Genomic DNA, 18,343 nt, shown 5'->3' with positions numbered 1-18,343 from the left:
GTACTTAAATTAAGGGATAAATTCCCTACAACCAATATATTTATTATTCAGCAGATTTTGTCATCCCCATTCCTAAGTGAACTCGATTAGTTATGCTCTTAGATTTGGAAAGATTTTATCAGGCTTGCAATCCGAGCAGACCTCTAATCATAGGAAATGCCAGCGATCGCAGGTACTATATCGATTTTGCTGCGGTGCGGGGTGGTAAAATCATTGAGGCTTTGCAGCGCACGATCGCTCGAATATCGCCGGATGTACCAACTTGTCAACTATTTACAGGACATCTCGGCTGTGGAAAATCAACGGAGTTGTTGCGGCTCAAAGCTGAATTAGAAGTGCAGCAATTTCATGTAGTTTACTTTGAGTCTACCCATGTCTTAGAAATGGCAGATGTGGATGTGACTGATATTCTCTTGGCAATCGCCGGCCAAGTGAGTGAAAGCCTAGAAGCAATGAAAATTAGGCTCAAACCTACCTACTTTACCAAGTTGTTTGGTGAACTTGTCGATTTCTTGCAGACGCCAATTGACGTTGGGGTAGAAGCAGAGTTGTCTGTGGGAATTGCCAAAATTACAGCTAAAACTAAAGAAAGCCCCCAATTGCGGCGGCGGTTAAGGGATTATCTCGAACCGAGAACAGCAAATATTTTACAGTCAATTAATCAAGAATTACTAGAACGTGCCAACAAGGAACTGAAAGCCAGGGGTAAAAAAGGACTGGTGGTCATTGTTGATAACCTAGATCGAGTTGCAATTCGACCTTTACCATCGGGGCGATCGCTACCAGAATACTTATTTATTCAGCGCGGTGAACAGTTACGCAAACTGAATTGTCATGTAGTCTACACTATTCCCTTAGCACTGACTTTCTCTAACGATAGCGCCGAACTTCAGCATCGTTTGGGAGGTGGAGTCGCACCAAAAGTGTTACCGATGATCCCTGTACGTCTGCGCTCTGGGGAGATTTTCCTTCAAGGGCTAACGATGTTGCGGCAAATGGTTCTAGCTAGAGCTTTTCCAGACATTTTGGCTAGCGATCGGTTAAGCTTAATTACAGAGGTGTTTGATAATCTGGAAACCCTAGATCGGTTGTGCCTGATTAGTGGTGGTCATGTGCGCGACTTGCTAGGGTTATTGTTTGACTGTCTGCGAGAACAAGATCCACCCTTTGATCGGGAGTGTGTCGAATTGGTGATTCAAAGACAGCGCGATTACCGAGCTAATGCCATCGACCCCCATGAATGGGAACTAATCTTTCAGGTAGTGCAACAGCAGAGAGTTAGAGGTGATATAGAATACCACATTCTCTTGCGAAGTTTATTTGTATTTGAATACCGCGATCATCAGGGAGCTTGGTTTGCCGTCAACCCAGTTTTAGCAGAGACGGAAAAATTTAAATCATGGTTGAACGACACCCACAAGCAGATATAAGAGCAGCTAACGAGCGGGCTTTACGAAGTTTGAAAAGAGCAATTGACCTTTCTAAGGGTCAATTCTCTCTGGTTTTGGTGTGCTGCAACTATCGAGTTTTGCAAGAGCAAATGCTGCAACGACTCGAAGAACTCTCTTCAGGAGTACACCAAATTCAAAAGGTAGTTCTGCCGCATAATGCTAGAAGCCTTTACACAAGTATTCATTTACAACTACTAACCGAAGATAATCCGCCATCAGCATTGATGATATTGGGTTTAGAGTCAGTAGATGGACTCGACGATCTACTTAGGTCTATCAATCATATTCGTGATGAATTTCGCAAACGCCACCCATTTCCGATGATTTTGTGGGTGAATGAGGAAGTATTGCAAAAGGTGGTGCGTTTAGCACCAGATTTCGCTAGTTGGGCGGCTACACCAATTCAGTTTGGAATGAGAACTGAGTCATTGCTGCAATTTTTGCAACAGGAAACTGACTCTTTGTTTGCCACGGTGTTACCAAATGCAGCACCTGACAATTCAGGTGATGTGGAAAAGCTAACGCCAAACCTTGGAGGATTGGGGGAGAATTCAAAGCCTCTCAAAAAGCAGGAGAAAGGTTTTCCAGATCCTGTGAAAAGTCAGAATGCTGCACAACATCAACCTCCTGAAGTTGCAAAGCATTATTCCACTGTGGAGCAAGTCTGGGAACATAGCTATGAACTCCAGTTTGCTATTAGAGAGTTGCACAATCGGGGTATTACCTTAGAGCCAGAATTACACGCTAGTTTAGAATTTGTTTTTGGTCTAGATAATTATATTAGCGATCGCATCAATACAGCTTTAAAGCATTTTCAGCAAAGTTTGCAAGTTTGGCAAAAGTTGGTGGAGAGAGGGGATGAGGGAACAGGGGGAGCAAGGGGGGATGAAGAAGTATTTTCTTCGCCATATCCTCCATCTCCCCCATCTCCCCTACTTCTGCGACAGGGAGTCTTGCTGTTTTATATTGGGCTGTGTTATTGCCGTTTCGCAGAGCAAAATCAAATAGAAAACCGCCGCCATTGGTACACAGCTAAATCTTATTTTCAGCAGTGCTTCAATGTCTTGCAGGTGGCTGGGCGTTCAGACATAGTTGCTGGATTTATTGGTAAACTTGCAGAGGTTTTGCAATATCTGCAAGAGTGGGAAGAATTGCAGACGGTTGCTCAAAAGTCCCTGGAGTTGCATCAAACTTATGGTAGTCAAATCCAATTAGCTTGTGACTACGGTTTTCTGGCGCAAGTGGCTGTGCAGCAATCGCGCTGGGTACAGGCGAGTATATTAGCACACGTATCACTGCTGAAATTAGCTGAGGCGCAAAAGCATAATGACCCTTATAACTGCTTATTTCCATTATTATTGGGGCAAATTTACTATTTAGTTTTAGCGAAAGCACAGCGAAATTTAGGTGAGCTAGAAGTAGCTCGTGAATACCTGGACAAGGCGACAAAAGAACTGCCAAGAGCCTTAGAAAGCAGTGCCCATCAATACGATGCCCATCGTTATATTCGCCTATTGCGGAGACTGCGATCGCTTTACTTTGAAGAAGGTCGCTATCTGGAAGCCTATTACATTCGACAAAAACGGCGTTCTATTGAGCAGCAGTATGGTTTTCGGGCTTTTATCGGTGCAGGGCGCTTGCAACCGCAAAGACAGGCGACAAATCCAGCATTGATGTCATCTACTGGGAGTAGCAGCGTTGCTTTAGAAATTGCTGCTTCTGGTCGGGAGCGTGATATTAATAACTTAATTGGCAGAATTAGCCGCGCCGATAAAAAATTGACGGTGATTCACGGTCAATCAGGGGTGGGTAAGAGTTCTATTGTAACTGCGGGCTTAGTTCCAGCACTGCAAAATCGAGCCATTGGCGATCAAATAGCCGTGCCAGTGGTACTGCAAGTTTACACCGATTGGGCGCGGGAACTAGGAAAATCTTTAAGTGAGGCAATGTCTAGTGATGCATCCCTTGCCATCTACGCTGATATTAAGCTAGAAGTAGCCATTGAACCGGAAGCTTTGCCCTACTCTGGCACACCGATCACCATCGTGAGAATTTTACAACAACTCCAAGAAAATGCTGATAACCATCTGATCACAGTTTTAATTTTTGACCAGTTTGAAGAATTTTTCTTTGGTTATAGCGATCGCAATCAAAAGCAAGAATTTGATAAATTTATTAGTGACTGCCTGAATATACCCTTTGTCAAAGTTATCCTTTCCTTACGAGAAGATTATTTACATCGGTTATTAGACTTTAAACATCTTTCGGCATTGGAAGCGATTAATAATAATATTCTCGACAAGCATATTCGCTACCAGTTAAACAATTTTTCACCAGAATATGCGAAAGCGATTATCCAAAAATTGACAGAGCGATCGCAATTTAATTTAGAGCCGGCTTTAATTGATGCCTTAATCGAAGATTTGTCAACAGAATTTGGTGAAGTTCGCCCGATTGAATTGCAAGTTGTCGGAGCACAAATCCAAGATGAGCGGATTACTACATTAGAAGAATATCAGCCATATAGACCCAACAAACTTATTGAGCGATATATTAAGGAACTGATTAAAGACTGCGGCCCAGAAAATGAACGAGCCGCCTTACTCGTCTTATATTTATTAACAGATGAAAGTAACAACCGACCTTTTAAAACTCGTGCTGAGTTAGCGGCACAGCTAGCAGAGGTAGAAGATGCTGGCAAATTAGAGTTAGTATTAGACATTTTAGTTAGCTCCGGGTTAGTGGTATTATTCCCTGATGTACCAGAACGTTATCAACTGATTCACGATTATTTAGTAGACTTGATTCGCTACCTACAACAACAGGAATCGAGTTTACAGGTACAACTTAACCAGTTGCGCTATAAAGTAGAACAGAGTCAAGCTGAGATTGAGCGACTTAAAAGCGAACTTAGCCAAAATAAGCAGCGAACCAAATTAGTAGATACTCATCCCCAACCGGGTTTGGACTTATTAACAGAATTGCGGGAGTTACACAAGCGGGAAGAATTGAGTCAGTTAGAAATTGAGCAGTTGCGAGCTGAACTCAAAGAAAAAGAATTAACTTCTCAACTAGCAGAAAGTCAAAAGAAACAAAGGCTCAGTGAAGCTCAATTAAATCGTTCGTTGAAAATCGCACTAACTGCTTGTGTTCTTGCCATATTGGGATTAAGTGTTTCTATAGTCACAGCAATAGATAGCGAAATTAAAACCCTCAGTGCATCAAGTGATGCCCTCTTTGCCTCCCAAAAAGGTATTGATGCTTTAAAGGAAGGTTTAAAGGCGGGGAGAAAATTACAACAAACAGTCTGGGTAGATTCCTATACAAGAGAGGAAGTACAGACGACACTCTATCAAGCAGTTTCTGGGTTAAGAGAATATAACCGCTTGGAGGGGCATATATCTGGGGTAAATAGTGCTACATTTAGCCCCGATCGCTCTTTAATTGCCTCAGCCAGTGCCGATACTACAATCAAACTCTGGCGTCCTGATGGTAGCTTGGTCAAAACCTTGTCGGGGCATGAAGATGTAGTTAATAGCGTCAGTTTCAGCCCCGATGGTCAAATCGTTGCTTCCGCCAGTCAAGACAAGACGGTGAAACTGTGGAGTCGAGAGGGTCAACTGCTTGCTACCTTATTCGGGCATCAGGGTGTGGTGAATAGTGTCAGTTTCAGCCCCGATGGTCAGATTATTGCCTCGGCGAGTAGCGACAAGACAGTGAAACTGTGGAGTCGGGATAACAAGCTGCTTAAAACCTTGCAGGGACATGATGGTGCGGTCTTGAGTATCGCTTGGTCACCTGATGGACAGATCATTGCTTCCGCGAGTGCTGACAAGACGGTAAAATTGTGGAGTCGCGCTGGTAAGCTGCTTAAAACCTTGCAGGGACATGATGATGCAGTCAAAAGTGTAGCTTGGTCACCCGATGGGAAAGCGATCGCTTCTGCTAGTTTAGATCAGACAATCAAACTGTGGAATCTGGAGGGTAAGTTACTGCGAACCTTATCAGGGCATAGTGCTGGAGTTACCAGTGTCAGCTTTAGCCGCGATGGTAACACGATCGCTTCCGCAAGTACCGACGAGACAATCAAACTTTGGAGTTCTGAAGGTGTGCTGCTGGGAACGCTGAAGGGGCATAATAATTGGGTTAACAGTGTCAGTTTCAGTCCAGACGGTCGCACCCTGGCTTCTGCAAGTCGGGACAAAACTATTAAACTCTGGCATTGGGACGATGTGTTACTGCGAAAGCCCAAAGCTGATAATGATGACTGGGTAACTAGCATCAGTTTTAGCCCTGATAGTCGCACCTTAGCAGCAGCGAGTCGAGACAAAACTATAAAACTTTTCAGTCGAGACGGGAAAATAATCCGTACATTCACGGGGCATGAGGGTGAAGTTTGGGGAGTCAGTTTCAGCCCCGATGGCCAGGCGATCGCTTCGGCTAGTAAAGATAAAACAGTGAAGCTTTGGAGTCTTGACGGTCAACTGCTCAACACCTTACAGGGTCATAATAATACCATCTTGAGTGTAGCTTGGTCACCTAATGGTCAGGTGATTGCCTCGGCTAGTAAAGATAAAACAGTAAAGCTTTGGAGTCGCAACGGTAAACTGCTCAACACCTTGCAGGGACATCAAGATGCGGTGAATTGGGTAAGTTTTAGTCCCGATGGCAAGTTATTAGCCTCAGCCAGTGATGATAAAACAGTGAAAATTTGGAGTATAGATGGTAAATTACTATACACCTTAACTGGTCATAGCCGCCGGGTAAATGGGGTTGCTTGGTCACCTGATGGTCAGGCGATCGCTTCAGTTAGTATTGATAGCACGGTGAAACTTTGGAGCCGGGATGGGAACCTGCTAAATAATCTCACCGGGGATGGCGATAGTTTCATTAGTGTGAGTTTTAGCCCTGATGGTAAGACTTTAGCAGCTAGCAGTGATGACAAAGTGAGAATTTGGAACCGCGAAGGGACGTTGTTGATTGCTTTGAAAGGTGATAAGCAAGAATTAACCAGCGTCAGTTTCAGCCCTGACGGTAAGACTCTCGCTGCGGGTAGTGGTAATGGCACAGTGATTTTCCAGAATTTGGCAGATATCGGACTGGAAAAATTACTGGCGCAAGGTTGCAATTTGCTGCATGATTATTTGCAGACTAACCAGAAAGTGATGAACAGCGATCGCGCCTTATGTTCTGGTAGGTGATAGCGTATTTGATTATCGAATTTACTTTTACCTTGTTGTACTAATGCGTTTGCTCGTTCAATTTAATGGCTATTCAGGTGAAACGAGGCTAACGTTGGGAAAGTAGGTGCGATAGCGATTGACATCGCGGGTAATGAGAGGCAAATTAGCAGTGCTAGCATGGGCACCAATGTAGAAATCAGGCAATGGGGAGGTTCTTGCGCCACCACGACGACGGTAGTTAAGAAAACTTTGACCTGCTAGGAATGCCGCATCCCAAGGTAAAGGGAGACGTTGAAATATATCTTCTGGCAATGCAGTGATGAGTTCCTGTTCTCTGAGAAAGCCGATGGCAATCTCAGCGTAGATGATGGGATTGATCGCAAGTTGGTCTTGACGAACATAGGTTGTCAGTTGATGGGCTGACCAATCAAACCAGTTGGGATCGTTGGTAAGAATGTCGAGGATAAGTTGCTGTTTACCAAGACCGTCATAGATTGTCATCGCCTGATTAGCATTTCTGTCTCATGATAATGTTAAAGCCGTCAGTTTAACCTCTGGCGGCTTCACATTTTCTATTATTGGAATTTCTGGAGGACTTTCTGACATTGCTCAAATTCAGGCAACACTTTGAGCAGACGGCTTAGTTAATGCTACTTCATCAGTCTTGTCACTAAAAGCTGCTGCCAATTTAGGACTGGTAAAAATAAAATCCCTATGACCTACTATTAGTCAAGGTCTTAGGGATTTTTTTGCTTACGGGACTGGTGCGGCTCGAACGCACGACCTGACGCTTAGGAGGCGTCCGCTCTATCCAACTGAGCTACAACCCCAACTATGAAGCATATACTATCATAGCAGTAGTTTTAGCGAGACTGCCAATAATTATCCCAAGAGCCGCCGCCCACTTCTAAACCACAAAGAAAACTTTCTGCTTTCAGGATTATTTTAGATTTTCTTCCATTTAATTCTCGTAACTCTAAATTTAGCTTTCCTTGCATGGTGTCTCGGCAACAGTATCTTAAACCTTCCTCTGTAGGCGCACGTAGAGGTGTACCAGGTAGATCCGTGGTTCCTGTTAATTCAATTTCGTAATTTGAGTTACTAGCTCTCATTTGCCATCTACCCCAAGGCTGAATTTCCCAGTCTACTTGTGAATTCCAGGGAACAAATTCATAAAACTTGCCTTGATAGTGCAACCCAATCATGGCTACAGATTCCATCCACCACAGCACACCCCGCCGTCCACCGCCAGCAGTTAATGCTAAGTCGGGTTCGCCCTCAAAGCAATTACAATTTATCCAAAACCATTTTTGGGGAAAAGCACCACCCCAATTTTTCTCGCCGTAGGCTGGGGCGTTGGTGAATTCGTAGATTTTGCCATTCCAGTCAATCTTTCCGCTGGCTAGACCGTGAGCCATTAAAATTTGCCATCCGGGTTCAAAAATCTGCAAGAATGAGAGCCAGCCTGCGGTTGATTGCTGAATACTATTTTTATTACCCCAACCGTATAGTGGTTGAATTTCATACTCCCAACGGCAATAATTATTGGTGGCACGTTCGCCCTTGGCGTTGGCGAAGCCATCGCGAATAATTCCTTGATTTAAAGTGGCTGTGGCTTGATAACCCTCTTGAACATGATGCTCAAACTCGGCTGGCAGGAGGTATAGGGGAGAAACTTGCAAATCCGTTTTACCCCAATGACCTAAACCCAGGACATCCCGACTACCCCAAAATTTGTTCACATCAGGAAAAGTCCGGCATAAATACTCATCATCCGGGCCAAGGATTTGGGCTGCACCGCCGCTGTGGGGTTTACCGCCGATGGGGTCTTCGATGGAGTACATAAAGGCGAATGTTTGCCCAATTTCCGGTAACGTGATGCGGTAATACCAGCCTTCAAAGAAGCGGCGACTACTGCCATCCCAGTGATAGCCAGAATGAGGTGTTTGGGTTGATTGAAGGAGATTTAGAGGAATAGTTAACATAGATTTATATAGTTGCCGATTTTTTCAGTATGCGCGATGACTTCGATCTCAATCATGCTTATGAAATTCTTGGGCTGAAAACTGGTGCATCACAAGCACAAGTGAAGCGAGCTTACCGTCAACTGGTAAAAATTTGGCATCCCGATCGCTTTCTTGAGCAAAAGCAAAAACAGGAAGCTGAGGAAAAAATCAAATCAATCAACGCAGCTTACAACAAGCTCAAATCTGAAAGTCCATCCGAGCCTCCTACTCCTGAAAACCCATCTTCATCTTCGCCTACAAATCCCACAAAAATATCTGTCAATCGTTGGGATGCAGAAACTTTTTATAGTTGGGGAGTAGAGAATGCTACAGAAGGAAGATATGAAGATGCGATCGCAGATTTTACCCACGCGATTCGTCTCAATCCTCACTATATTGACGCATATAAATATCGTGGGCTAGTTTGCTCTCAACTAGGATACGAATATAGAGCCGCTTCAGATTTAAATAAAGCTGCACAAATAGAACAAGAGTTAACAAATCCGGGCGCTGCACGTACATCACGCTCACCAAGACCGATATCAAAGCCTAGAACTCTGGTAAAAAGATTTTGTGAGGGGATAAAAAGTTTACTGCGGCTAAATCGGCGTTGGAGATAAGAAGTGGAATACATATCATTCTTAGAGGCACAGCAATGCTGTGCCCCTACTACGTGTTGCTTCAGACAGCGACACCATAGCTTAAGTTAGATAATACTTATGCTTGGGAATACTAAGTAGAGTTTGATTTGCTGCTGATTTCCTAGTATGAGCGATCGCTTTGATATAAATCATGTTTACAATATTCTGGGGTTAAAACCAGGTGCATCTGTTGAGGAAGTCAAGCAAGCTTACCGCCAGATGGCTAAGACTTGGCATCCAGATTGTTTTCTCGAACCGCAGCAAAAGCTAGAAGCGGAAGCAAAAATCAAAGAAATCAATCAAGCTTATGGAAGGTTAAAGTCTTATCAACCAAGTGAGACAAATCAATCAGCTTTTACTTCCACCACAATTGATTCCACTACATTCAATGCTGAAAGTTTCTATAAACGCGGCATGGAGAAAGCTCAAAGAGGAAAATATACTGAAGCAATTGAAGACTTTAGCCAAGCGATTCGTCTCAACCCTAAATACTTTAAAGCTTACAGATACCGAGGGCTTGCTTGCTCAAAACTTGGATATGAAAATAGAGCTTGGTCTGATTTTAAAAATGCCGCAGAACTGGAACTGAAACAGAAAAAAGCATCGCCTAAACCTTCATCACCAACACAAAAGCCAGCAACGCCGCCACCACCACCCAAACCTACATCGCCACCGCCAAAGCCACCTGAACCGCAACCTCAACCTTCACCGTGGAAATGTGTACACACTCTGAGTCATCTGAACTGGGTTTTTACCACTGTAATTAGTCCAGATGGGCAAACTCTCGCCAGTGGAAGTACTGATAAGACTATCAAAATTTGGCATCTCGACACAGGGAAATTGTTACATACTCTCACTGGTCATACAAAATGGGTAAGATGCCTCGCCTACAGCCCAGATAGCCAAACTCTGGTTAGTGGAAGTGACGACAGCAGCATGATGATTTGGCAAGTATCTACAGGTAAATTACTCAGCACCCTCAAAGTACATTCAACCCCAGTTTTTTCTGTAATCATTAGTCCTGATGGTCAAACTATCCTCAGTGGCGGTAGAGACACCACTATCAAGATTTCCCATATAGGCATGGGACAATTGTTGCATGTCCTCAAAAGTCATTCCTACTTAGTCTACTCCCTTGCTATTTGCCCAAAGCAGCAGATTTTAGTTAGTGGTAGTGCAGACAATACCATTAAGCTATGGAATTGGAAGAGTAGAAAACTGCTGCAAACTCTCAACGGGCATTCAGGTTGGGTAACTTGTGTTGCCATTAGCCCTAATGGGCAAATTTTAGCTAGTGGTAGTTATGACCAGACTATCAAGTTATGGAACATCAGTACAGGTAAGCCAATTAACACACTTGCGGGACATCATAGTTATGTTTGGTCTGTAGCTTTTAGCCCCGATGGTCAGCATCTTGCTAGTGGTAGTGCAGATCATACCGTGAAGTTATGGAATGTTAGCACTGGACAAAATCTTTACACTTTGGATAACCATTCGGATTGGGTTAACTCTGTCGCTTTCAGTCCCGATGGCAAAACCCTAGCTAGTGGTAGTCGAGACATGACAATTAAAATTTGGCGCTGCGATGTCTAACAACAAATTAAAAATTTAGATGATTTCAGTAAATCACTAGATTTTTTATCAATGCATTACCTGACAGTTTAATAACATCTATCTTTGGAGGTACTCTTTCTTTTGATTGAGTATTAACTCCCTAGAGATAGAGCCACTTGCTAATCACAGAGGTTATCCTGAGAATTACCAACAGTTGGGTAGCAAATAAAACTCAATATTTATCAGCAACATACATTTTTCAACTCATAAAAACCTCTTGTTCTTACAAAGCTTTAGTTTGTCAATATCGTATCTGAGGAGTTAAATCAACAGCTATGTCTATTCCCAATGAACACGAAAGGAAAAACAGTGAAGTTAAGCAAGAATCTTACACTGATATAAATGGTAATACTCACACTGACTTGACGCGAACTACTGAAACAGTCAAGAACAGCACAGATAATCCCAACTCTTATAGTAAGGGTTACGTAGAAGGTCGAAATACTGAGCGTAGCAATCAGCAAGCTGATTTAACCGAGCGTGACAATAACAATGCTAGTGGTGGTTTGCTGTTGGGTGTTATTATTACTTCCTTGCTTAGTTTGCTTATAGGTGGGGTCTGGTACTTCAACCAGCAGAATAACGCAGCCGTTAACAATACTGTGCCGGTCGTGGTTCCTGTACCGAGTAAGAGTAGTCCAACTCCCAGTGCATCTCCTCAACCACGAACGACGATAATCGAAAGAACTAGGGAAATACCTGTTCCTGTTGCTGTTCCTGTTCCACAGCAGGTTATAACTCCATCTGCACCACCTCGCCAACCGGATATTAACATTACTATTCCACCCCAGCAGCCTGCGGCACAAAAAGCACCTTCTGCAACCCAGCCAACCCCCAAAGCCACACAAAGCCCGACGAGTCCAACGAGTAATACTCCGACTTCGCAGACCAAGGGCGATACTTCTACTAATACTGTTGCTCCAGGTACGAAAAGTGACACCTCTAAAACCACTCCACCTCAAGGAGTAGACCAGTCAAACAGTAAATCTAATAGCGGTTCTTCTACCGCAGATGATCCTACTACACGCGGTTCTGCTCAATAACGGCTTCTGAATTTTTAGCCCACTTGATAATGCTGGCATTAACGCCAACATATAGCAAGTGGGACAATTTTTAAGCAATATTTCTAAATTATTGCGATAAATTAATGGTATTCAAGTTTAGTAAACGTGTCTTGTAGCTGAACAAACAGAATGCTAAATTAAGAGCAAGGTACAAACAGGTTAAAAGTTAAACAAAAACTTTCAAGTTAGAGCCTGTGCCTCCTGCTCTAATGATATTGCGATCGCTCCGAAGTTGTGGCATCCATTGAATGTGTTTTTGCCTTAAGTTCAATGAGTTGTTTTGGAGGTTTTACGAACGCACAGCCAGAAAATGCCTGCCTAGTTGGAATATAAGGATGTGCAATTCTGAGTAAAGCGATTACGAATACTGTCCACCAAAGTTTAAGTTAGTTACCTCTAAATTCTCCAATCTTCAAGAAACCGCCCCAAGCTGCTGATATTTATCCATCGTAGCTTCAGGCGGTTTCTGCTTTGAATTAGCTAAACAAGTTCAGAATTATTAATGACTAACTAAGGTAATTACAGTCACTTCTGGCGGACAAAATAAACGTCCTGGTTTATAAGTTCCTAAACCACGATTGACATATAGTTGATTTTCTTCCACCTTGTGAAACCCTTGCGCCCACTCCCAATATCGCACTACTTTAGAACAGTCTCCCAGGAAAAATATTACCCAACGCCGTAATTTTTTGGGAATTTGTTTGAGTAGCTTTTTATAATAGAATACTACAGGGCCGATGCCCGGAATAACGATGTGACCGCCGTGTGTATGACCAGATAGTTGCAAATCTACGCGCCATTGTTGCAATATCTTGGCTGTATCTGGGTTATGGGATAAAACGATACGGGGTGTAACGGAGTTTAGTTGATTCATGACTGGTGCAGGGTGGAATTCCCGTGACCAATAATCAGCTAGTCCTACCAATGGTAATTCTTTTCCTAGTGGATAGGCGATTTCATTCCAAAGCACATGTACCCCAATACTAGTTAACGCCTGTGTAACTTCTGCTTTGGAGTGGCTGTAATAGATATCGTGATTACCAAGTACGGCGTAGATACCACAGCGACTTTGCAAATGTTTGAGTCGAAGCACCAGTTGGTGAATCGGCGTCGGATCGTCAGTTACGTAGTCACCAGTTAATAGAATTAAATCTGGTTCAGCTTCGTTAGTAAATGCGATCGCTTTTTCTAAGATATCTTCCGACAGCCGCAAACCATCGTAGTGAAAATCTGACAACTGCACTAACGTTGTCCCTTGTAAAGATGCAGGAAGTTCCGCAATCTTAACCGTGATTTTATCTACTCTTAAATGTCCTGTAAACAACCAATGCATAAGACAACCGATATCCCTCATACCAGCGCTTACAGCTTACCAAAAATCAAAATGTAACTTGAGAAACTGCAATAATTTATGTCTTATACCCCAGATACAATTAACTAATTGATTTATTTGAAATCACTGAATTTAGTTCTGGGTTTTTCCTCTTGCACAACTCTACAAGACGCTTTTGCTAGCAAGATTCCCGTAGGAGTATGGCAAATATACAACTCTTCTCTACGAGAGGCTGGCGCTTAGGACATAGCTATGTCGCAGGCTTTACGACTACGCTACGGCAACTCTTAGAGACGCTCGTTTGCTCAGTACAAGTCAATGACCCCACCTCCTGCCTTTTCATTCACCTTGTAGGGTAATTATAGTAACTTCTGGGCGGCAAAATAAGCGTCCTGGGAGGTAAGTTCCCAAACCACGATTGACATATAACTGATTTTTTCCTAGCCGATGGTAACCCTGTGCCCATTCCCAATGGCTGACTACAGAAACATTTACTTCTAAAAATGGGACTAGACGCCGCACTTTTCTGGGTATTTTTTTTACAACCTTTTCGTAAAACAAGGTCGCAGGGCCAATTCCGGGAATCACGATTTGACCACCATGAGTATGACCAGATAATTGTAAATCAACTCGCCATGCTTGCAGTATCTCCGCAGTATCTGGGTTGTGGGATAAAACGATGCAGGGTGTGTCGGGGTTTAGTTGATTCATGACTAGTGCAGGGTAGAATTCCCGTGACCAACTATCCGCCAGTCCCACAAGTGGCAATTCTTTTCCAAGTGGATAGGCAATTTCGTTCCAAAGGACGTAAATTCCAATGCTAGTAAGGGCATCTGTAACTTCTGCTTTTGCGTGTCTATGATATATATCGTGATTGCCAAGAATAGCATAAATACCACTGCGACTTTGCAGATGTTTGAGTCGAAGTACCAGTTGGTGAATCGGCGCCGGCTCATCAGTTACGTAGTCACCAGTTAATAGAATTAAATCTGGTTTAGCTTCGTTAGTAGCTGCGATCGCTTTTTCTAACATATCTTCCGACAGCCGCAAACCATCGTAGTGGAAATCTGACAACTGCACCAGCTTCTTACCTTGTAACGATGCAGGCAACCCTGCAATCTTAACCGTCAATTTCTCTGTACTCAACGGCCCAGATAATAACCAATGCATAAGACGTTCAATAAAGCTCAATCATAGCGCTTACAGCTTAACTAAACATTATCGGATTGTGGGTAGTAACCAATGCAACTTCTTGAAAATTTCATGAAAGCTCTAGATATTAGCGTATTTATACTTATTTAAATGATTTATCGCTTTGCTGTTAATTTATGTCAGATTATAGTGAATTTCTCTTAAGAGGGGAGATATAGATTCAACCCTGCGATTATGAACAGGAGTGATTGATATTACGTATCTAAATAAACTCTACGGTCAGGGTTTGTTCGCAGAGTTTTTTCACATTTACCCAGCTGCTTTTTTTGAGTTATAAGAGGGAAAACTTTATAGATACTCATCGCGTCTAGACTTGACAGTATTGACCGCACTTTATTTAAAACTCTGTTTTATAAAGGTTCTTTTCTTAGGATTATAGCTTCTATTACTTCCTTCTTTACAGAAATCATTCTACTAATAAAAGCATCATATTCTTCTTTTGGATAATATGGATTTTTCTGTGTGAGATATGTATTCTCCAAAAAGTGCAAACCCAAATTCAAACCAAGTTGATTCTTTTGTATCATTGAATATAGTTCTTTCAATTGAGCAAGGTGTTCAGCTAGAGACATTTCTGTAGTAGAGGAATATGTCGTTTCTACTCTACGATTTAAAATATCTTGCAAATGTTCATATTCAGCATTGATAGTACTATTGTTGTGTCTAATAAATATGTGAGAACGCTTAATTTTATCACTATCTTTCTTAGGCAAAAAGGGAATATATCGTGGATTATATTCTATAATCACAACCCGAAATCGTTTACCTTTTAGTTTTGGATATTCTGATTCTTCGTATGAAAAATCTATAACTTCAAAATCTAGCTGAGACGGAAGATATTTTTCAAGTTTATTTTTAAAATCAGTTTTATCATTTAAGTCGGACAATCCCTTAGAGTTAAAGCTGTTATCTTCTTTTTTTTCCTCAACACCAAAAATAACTGCACCACCAGATTTATTAGCCATACCAAAGAATATCCTTGGCTATTTCATAATCCGAAACAAGTTCTCTTTTAAAATCCAGATCATTATACTCTCCTGTATGGTTGCGGAGTAATTCACGCAAAGTTTCTCGACTTGGGGATTCAAAAAATTGAGCAAAATTTTCTTTCCAGCTTTTGCTTGGTTTTATGTTTGAGGACATATAAAAATCGACCTTCTTGGCATCAAAGTTTAATTACAGAAATTATATTCATCAATCAATTTTTTAGCTTGACAATTGCTCATTCATGCGCTGTTCCAAAACTTCTAATAACCCATCCACATCCTTACCAGCTTGCTCAAAGCAAATTGGTGGTGCTGGTTCCGGTACAAACTGAATTAACTTAATTTCACCCTTACCAATCCCAATCATCACAACTTCCATTTCTGGCTGATGATTCTCAACAATCCCCAAAATTTCCTGAAGTCGATTATCAACTTTAATATTTAAATTCTCTATCTGCTCTTTCGGACAATAAACAAAATGCGGCGTTGGTTGCAAATCAATACCAACAGTACCCTGACTGTCACCATTTGCTAACCACAATCCCCAAAACAACGCTGCCAATTCTTGCTGATTTGCTTTGACAAACTTATCCAACTGGCGACGCCACTTAGTATCACCTGATTCTGGTTGACTATTACCAAAAAACATAAATAATTCGTAATGAAGACACAGACAATAGGCGAAACTTATCTTAAACCTGACTGTACACGCCAGAGGCCGGAATAAATACCGTCTTTCTCCAGCAATTGCTCATGGGTTCCGGACTCTACTAATTTCCCATGTTCCATGACATAAATGCAATCGGCATTGCGGATAGTTGAAAGACGATGAGCGATCGCAATTGTAGTTCTATCGACTGTAATCCGTTCGAGCGATCGCTGGATTGCCGCTTCTGTCTCATTATCCACTGCTGAGGTGGCTTCATCTAAAATTAGAATGGGGGGATTTTTGAGAACTGCGCGGGCGATCGCAATCCGTTGTCTTTGTCCACCAGATAACTTTTGTCCTCTTTCTCCCACAATTGTCTCATAACCTTGGGGCAGGTTAATAATAAATTCGTGTGCCTCGGCTATCTTCGCCGCCGTAATAATTTCTTGCTCTGTAGTCTCAAAACTACCATAAGCAATATTCTCCGCTATAGTGCCATGAAATAGAAAGACATCTTGACTCACTAAACCGATACAGCGGCGTAAATCTTGTAAATTTAAACTTTGCAAGTCAATACCATCGAGAGTAATGCTTCCAGTTTGCACTTCGTAGAACCGCAACAAAAGTTTGACTAAAGTGCTTTTACCAGAACCCGTTGAACCTACAATTGCAATAGTTTTCCCTGCCGGAATATCCAAAGACAGATTTTTAATAACTGGAAATCTATCTTTATAGGCAAAATAAACATTTTTAAATTGCACTTCACCGCGCACTTTCTCCACAGGTAACGATACATCACCTGTATGAATAGTGATGGGAGTATCCAACAAATTCATGACTCGATTAGTCGAAGCCATTGCCCTTTGATATTGGTCAAAAGTTTCGCCTAATCTTGTTAAAGGCCACAGCAAGCGCTGGATTAAAAATACTAATACGCTGTAAGTACCTACAGACATTTTTCCAGAAACCGCTGCCATCCCGCCATACAATAGTAATGCCGTGAATCCCACCAAAATCAGCATCCGAATTAACGGTACAAAAGCAGCAGAAAGAATAATTGCCTTGCGATTACTGCGGCGATAAGCGTCACTATCTAATTCCAAACGAGAGGCTTCATAAGTTTCGGCGGTGAAACTTTTAATAGTAGTAATTCCGCTGATATTGTTTGACAAACGCGAATTTAGGAAACCTACCTTTTCTCGGACATCAGCGTAGCGAGGTGCAAGTAGTCGTTGGTAGGCAAAGGAACCCCAGAGGATAAATGGCATTGGTGACAAAGCCATCCACGCCACATCAGGAGCCAAAATGAAAAAAGCAGCGCCAATAATTATAACAGTTGCGGAAACTTGGATAATATCATTCGCTCCCCCATCCAAAAACCGCTCTAATTGGTTAATATCATCACTGAGGATAGACATTAAACCACCAGTGCTGCGTTCTTCAAAATAAGCCAATTCCAACTCTTGCAAATGTTTGTATGCATCCAAACGCAAGTCATGCTGAATATTCTGAGCCAAATTCCGCCAAAGTCGAGCGTAGGCGTACTCAAAAACAGATTCTAGTATCCAAATGATCACAGTGAGGAAGGAAATAATCAAAAATTGTCCAAAGACATCACGTACCCCTAACTGGGCAATTATGGAATCCTGCTGCTTGACTACGACATCCACCGCGACGCCAATTAAGCCGGGTGGTGCCAAGTCGAAAAATTTATTGAGGGTAGAATAAGTAATCGCCAGCCAAATTTGTTTACGATACTGGTGTCCATACTCAAGCAAACGCTGGAGAGGATACTTTGAATGTTTACGCCTTTTTGATACCCGATGAGATTTTAATACTGTAGCCACGGCTTTTTGCGGTTTCGTGCAACTGATATTAACACAGAACAAAGTCCTGAGTGCTGAGTCGGAGGATTAAAGATTTAATTCAGACAGACTGATGAGACACTTAAACTAGTATTTTATGAAGGAATAGAATTGCTCGAAATCTACAAAGTTTTCCCATCTCCACTGGAAGTAAAATTCCAAGAGTGGGAAGTAAAGCCTGAAAACAAGATTAAATTAATAATTCTAATAGCCCGATAAAATTAGTCAGACAAGGTGAGATTTTATCCGCCAAATAATCAAATAAACTAAAATTATCTCGCAACATATAGCAATCCTAAATCATTTGTAAAAAATCACAGTTGTTGATACTCTGAACAA

General features: G+C 42.1%; 12 protein-coding genes and 1 tRNA gene. 5 read left to right on the top strand and 8 right to left on the bottom strand.

Annotated elements, in window-relative coordinates; all coding sequences use genetic code 11:
* The first annotated feature begins 92 nt into the window (after positions 1 to 92).
* Both Q0541_RS17850 and Q0541_RS17845 read left to right on the top strand, forming a co-directional pair.
* A complete protein-coding gene (locus tag Q0541_RS17850) occupies positions 93 to 1,430 on the top strand; it encodes a P-loop NTPase fold protein (protein ID WP_298912836.1) in 1,338 nt (445 codons plus the stop codon).
* On the top strand, positions 1,400 to 6,652 hold the full coding sequence (locus Q0541_RS17845) for a hypothetical protein (protein ID WP_298912834.1): 5,253 nt from the start codon (positions 1,400 to 1,402) through the stop codon (positions 6,650 to 6,652). The genes Q0541_RS17850 and Q0541_RS17845 overlap by 31 nt, the downstream gene beginning before the upstream one ends.
* 69 nt (positions 6,653 to 6,721) lie before the next feature.
* Here the strand turns inward: Q0541_RS17845 and Q0541_RS17840 are convergent, their stop codons facing one another.
* The 3 genes from Q0541_RS17840 to Q0541_RS17830 all read right to left on the bottom strand — a co-directional run bounded on the left by Q0541_RS17840 (position 6,722) and on the right by Q0541_RS17830 (position 8,619).
* The gene (locus Q0541_RS17840; RefSeq protein ID WP_298912832.1) at positions 6,722 to 7,135 is read right to left on the bottom strand and encodes a type II toxin-antitoxin system VapC family toxin; all 414 of its coding nucleotides are present in this window, start codon (positions 7,133 to 7,135) and stop codon (positions 6,722 to 6,724) included.
* A gap of 255 nt (positions 7,136 to 7,390) precedes the next feature.
* Positions 7,391 to 7,464, bottom strand: a tRNA-Arg gene (locus Q0541_RS17835).
* A 33-nt stretch (positions 7,465 to 7,497) separates the two neighbouring features.
* Positions 7,498 to 8,619, bottom strand: a complete 1,122-nt coding sequence (locus tag Q0541_RS17830) for a tocopherol cyclase family protein (protein ID WP_298912830.1) — start codon at positions 8,617 to 8,619, stop codon at positions 7,498 to 7,500.
* A gap of 29 nt (positions 8,620 to 8,648) precedes the next feature.
* Here Q0541_RS17830 and Q0541_RS17825 point away from each other — a divergent pair, with 29 nt between their 5' ends.
* From Q0541_RS17825 to Q0541_RS17815, 3 genes are all read left to right on the top strand, one after another.
* Complete coding sequence (locus tag Q0541_RS17825) at positions 8,649 to 9,260, top strand: DnaJ domain-containing protein (RefSeq protein WP_298912828.1); 612 nt, start codon at positions 8,649 to 8,651, stop codon at positions 9,258 to 9,260.
* 147 nt (positions 9,261 to 9,407) lie between these two features.
* Positions 9,408 to 10,874, top strand: a complete 1,467-nt coding sequence (locus Q0541_RS17820) for a DnaJ domain-containing protein (RefSeq protein WP_298912826.1) — start codon at positions 9,408 to 9,410, stop codon at positions 10,872 to 10,874.
* Between the two features lie 296 nt (positions 10,875 to 11,170).
* Positions 11,171 to 11,938, top strand: coding sequence for a hypothetical protein (locus Q0541_RS17815; protein ID WP_298912824.1), 768 nt, complete (start codon positions 11,171 to 11,173; stop codon positions 11,936 to 11,938).
* A 520-nt stretch (positions 11,939 to 12,458) separates the two neighbouring features.
* Here Q0541_RS17815 and Q0541_RS17810 read toward each other — a convergent pair.
* The 5 genes from Q0541_RS17810 to Q0541_RS17790 all read right to left on the bottom strand — a co-directional run bounded on the left by Q0541_RS17810 (position 12,459) and on the right by Q0541_RS17790 (position 17,986).
* Positions 12,459 to 13,292, bottom strand: coding sequence for a metallophosphoesterase (locus Q0541_RS17810; RefSeq protein ID WP_298912822.1), 834 nt, complete (start codon positions 13,290 to 13,292; stop codon positions 12,459 to 12,461).
* Positions 13,293 to 13,631: 339 nt separating this feature from the next.
* The gene (locus tag Q0541_RS17805) at positions 13,632 to 14,462 is read right to left on the bottom strand and encodes a metallophosphoesterase (protein WP_298912820.1); all 831 of its coding nucleotides are present in this window, start codon (positions 14,460 to 14,462) and stop codon (positions 13,632 to 13,634) included.
* Positions 14,463 to 14,854: 392 nt separating this feature from the next.
* The gene (locus tag Q0541_RS17800) at positions 14,855 to 15,469 is read right to left on the bottom strand and encodes an RNA-binding domain-containing protein (protein WP_298912818.1); all 615 of its coding nucleotides are present in this window, start codon (positions 15,467 to 15,469) and stop codon (positions 14,855 to 14,857) included.
* 241 nt (positions 15,470 to 15,710) lie between these two features.
* Positions 15,711 to 16,139 (bottom strand): hypothetical protein, encoded by a 429-nt coding sequence (locus Q0541_RS17795; protein WP_298912814.1) that lies wholly within the window; start codon positions 16,137 to 16,139, stop codon positions 15,711 to 15,713.
* 38 nt (positions 16,140 to 16,177) lie between these two features.
* Positions 16,178 to 17,986 carry an ABC transporter ATP-binding protein gene (locus Q0541_RS17790; protein WP_298912811.1) on the bottom strand — a complete coding sequence of 603 codons (1,809 nt, stop codon included), beginning with the start codon at positions 17,984 to 17,986 and terminating at the stop codon, positions 16,178 to 16,180.
* Positions 17,987 to 18,343: the final 357 nt, after the last annotated feature.

The sequence above is a fragment of the uncultured Nostoc sp. genome (genome assembly GCF_937863485.1).
In the GTDB taxonomy this organism is placed as follows: Bacteria; Cyanobacteriota; Cyanobacteriia; order Cyanobacteriales; family Nostocaceae; genus Nostoc.
This window is presented reverse-complemented; position numbering and strand designations above follow the sequence as displayed.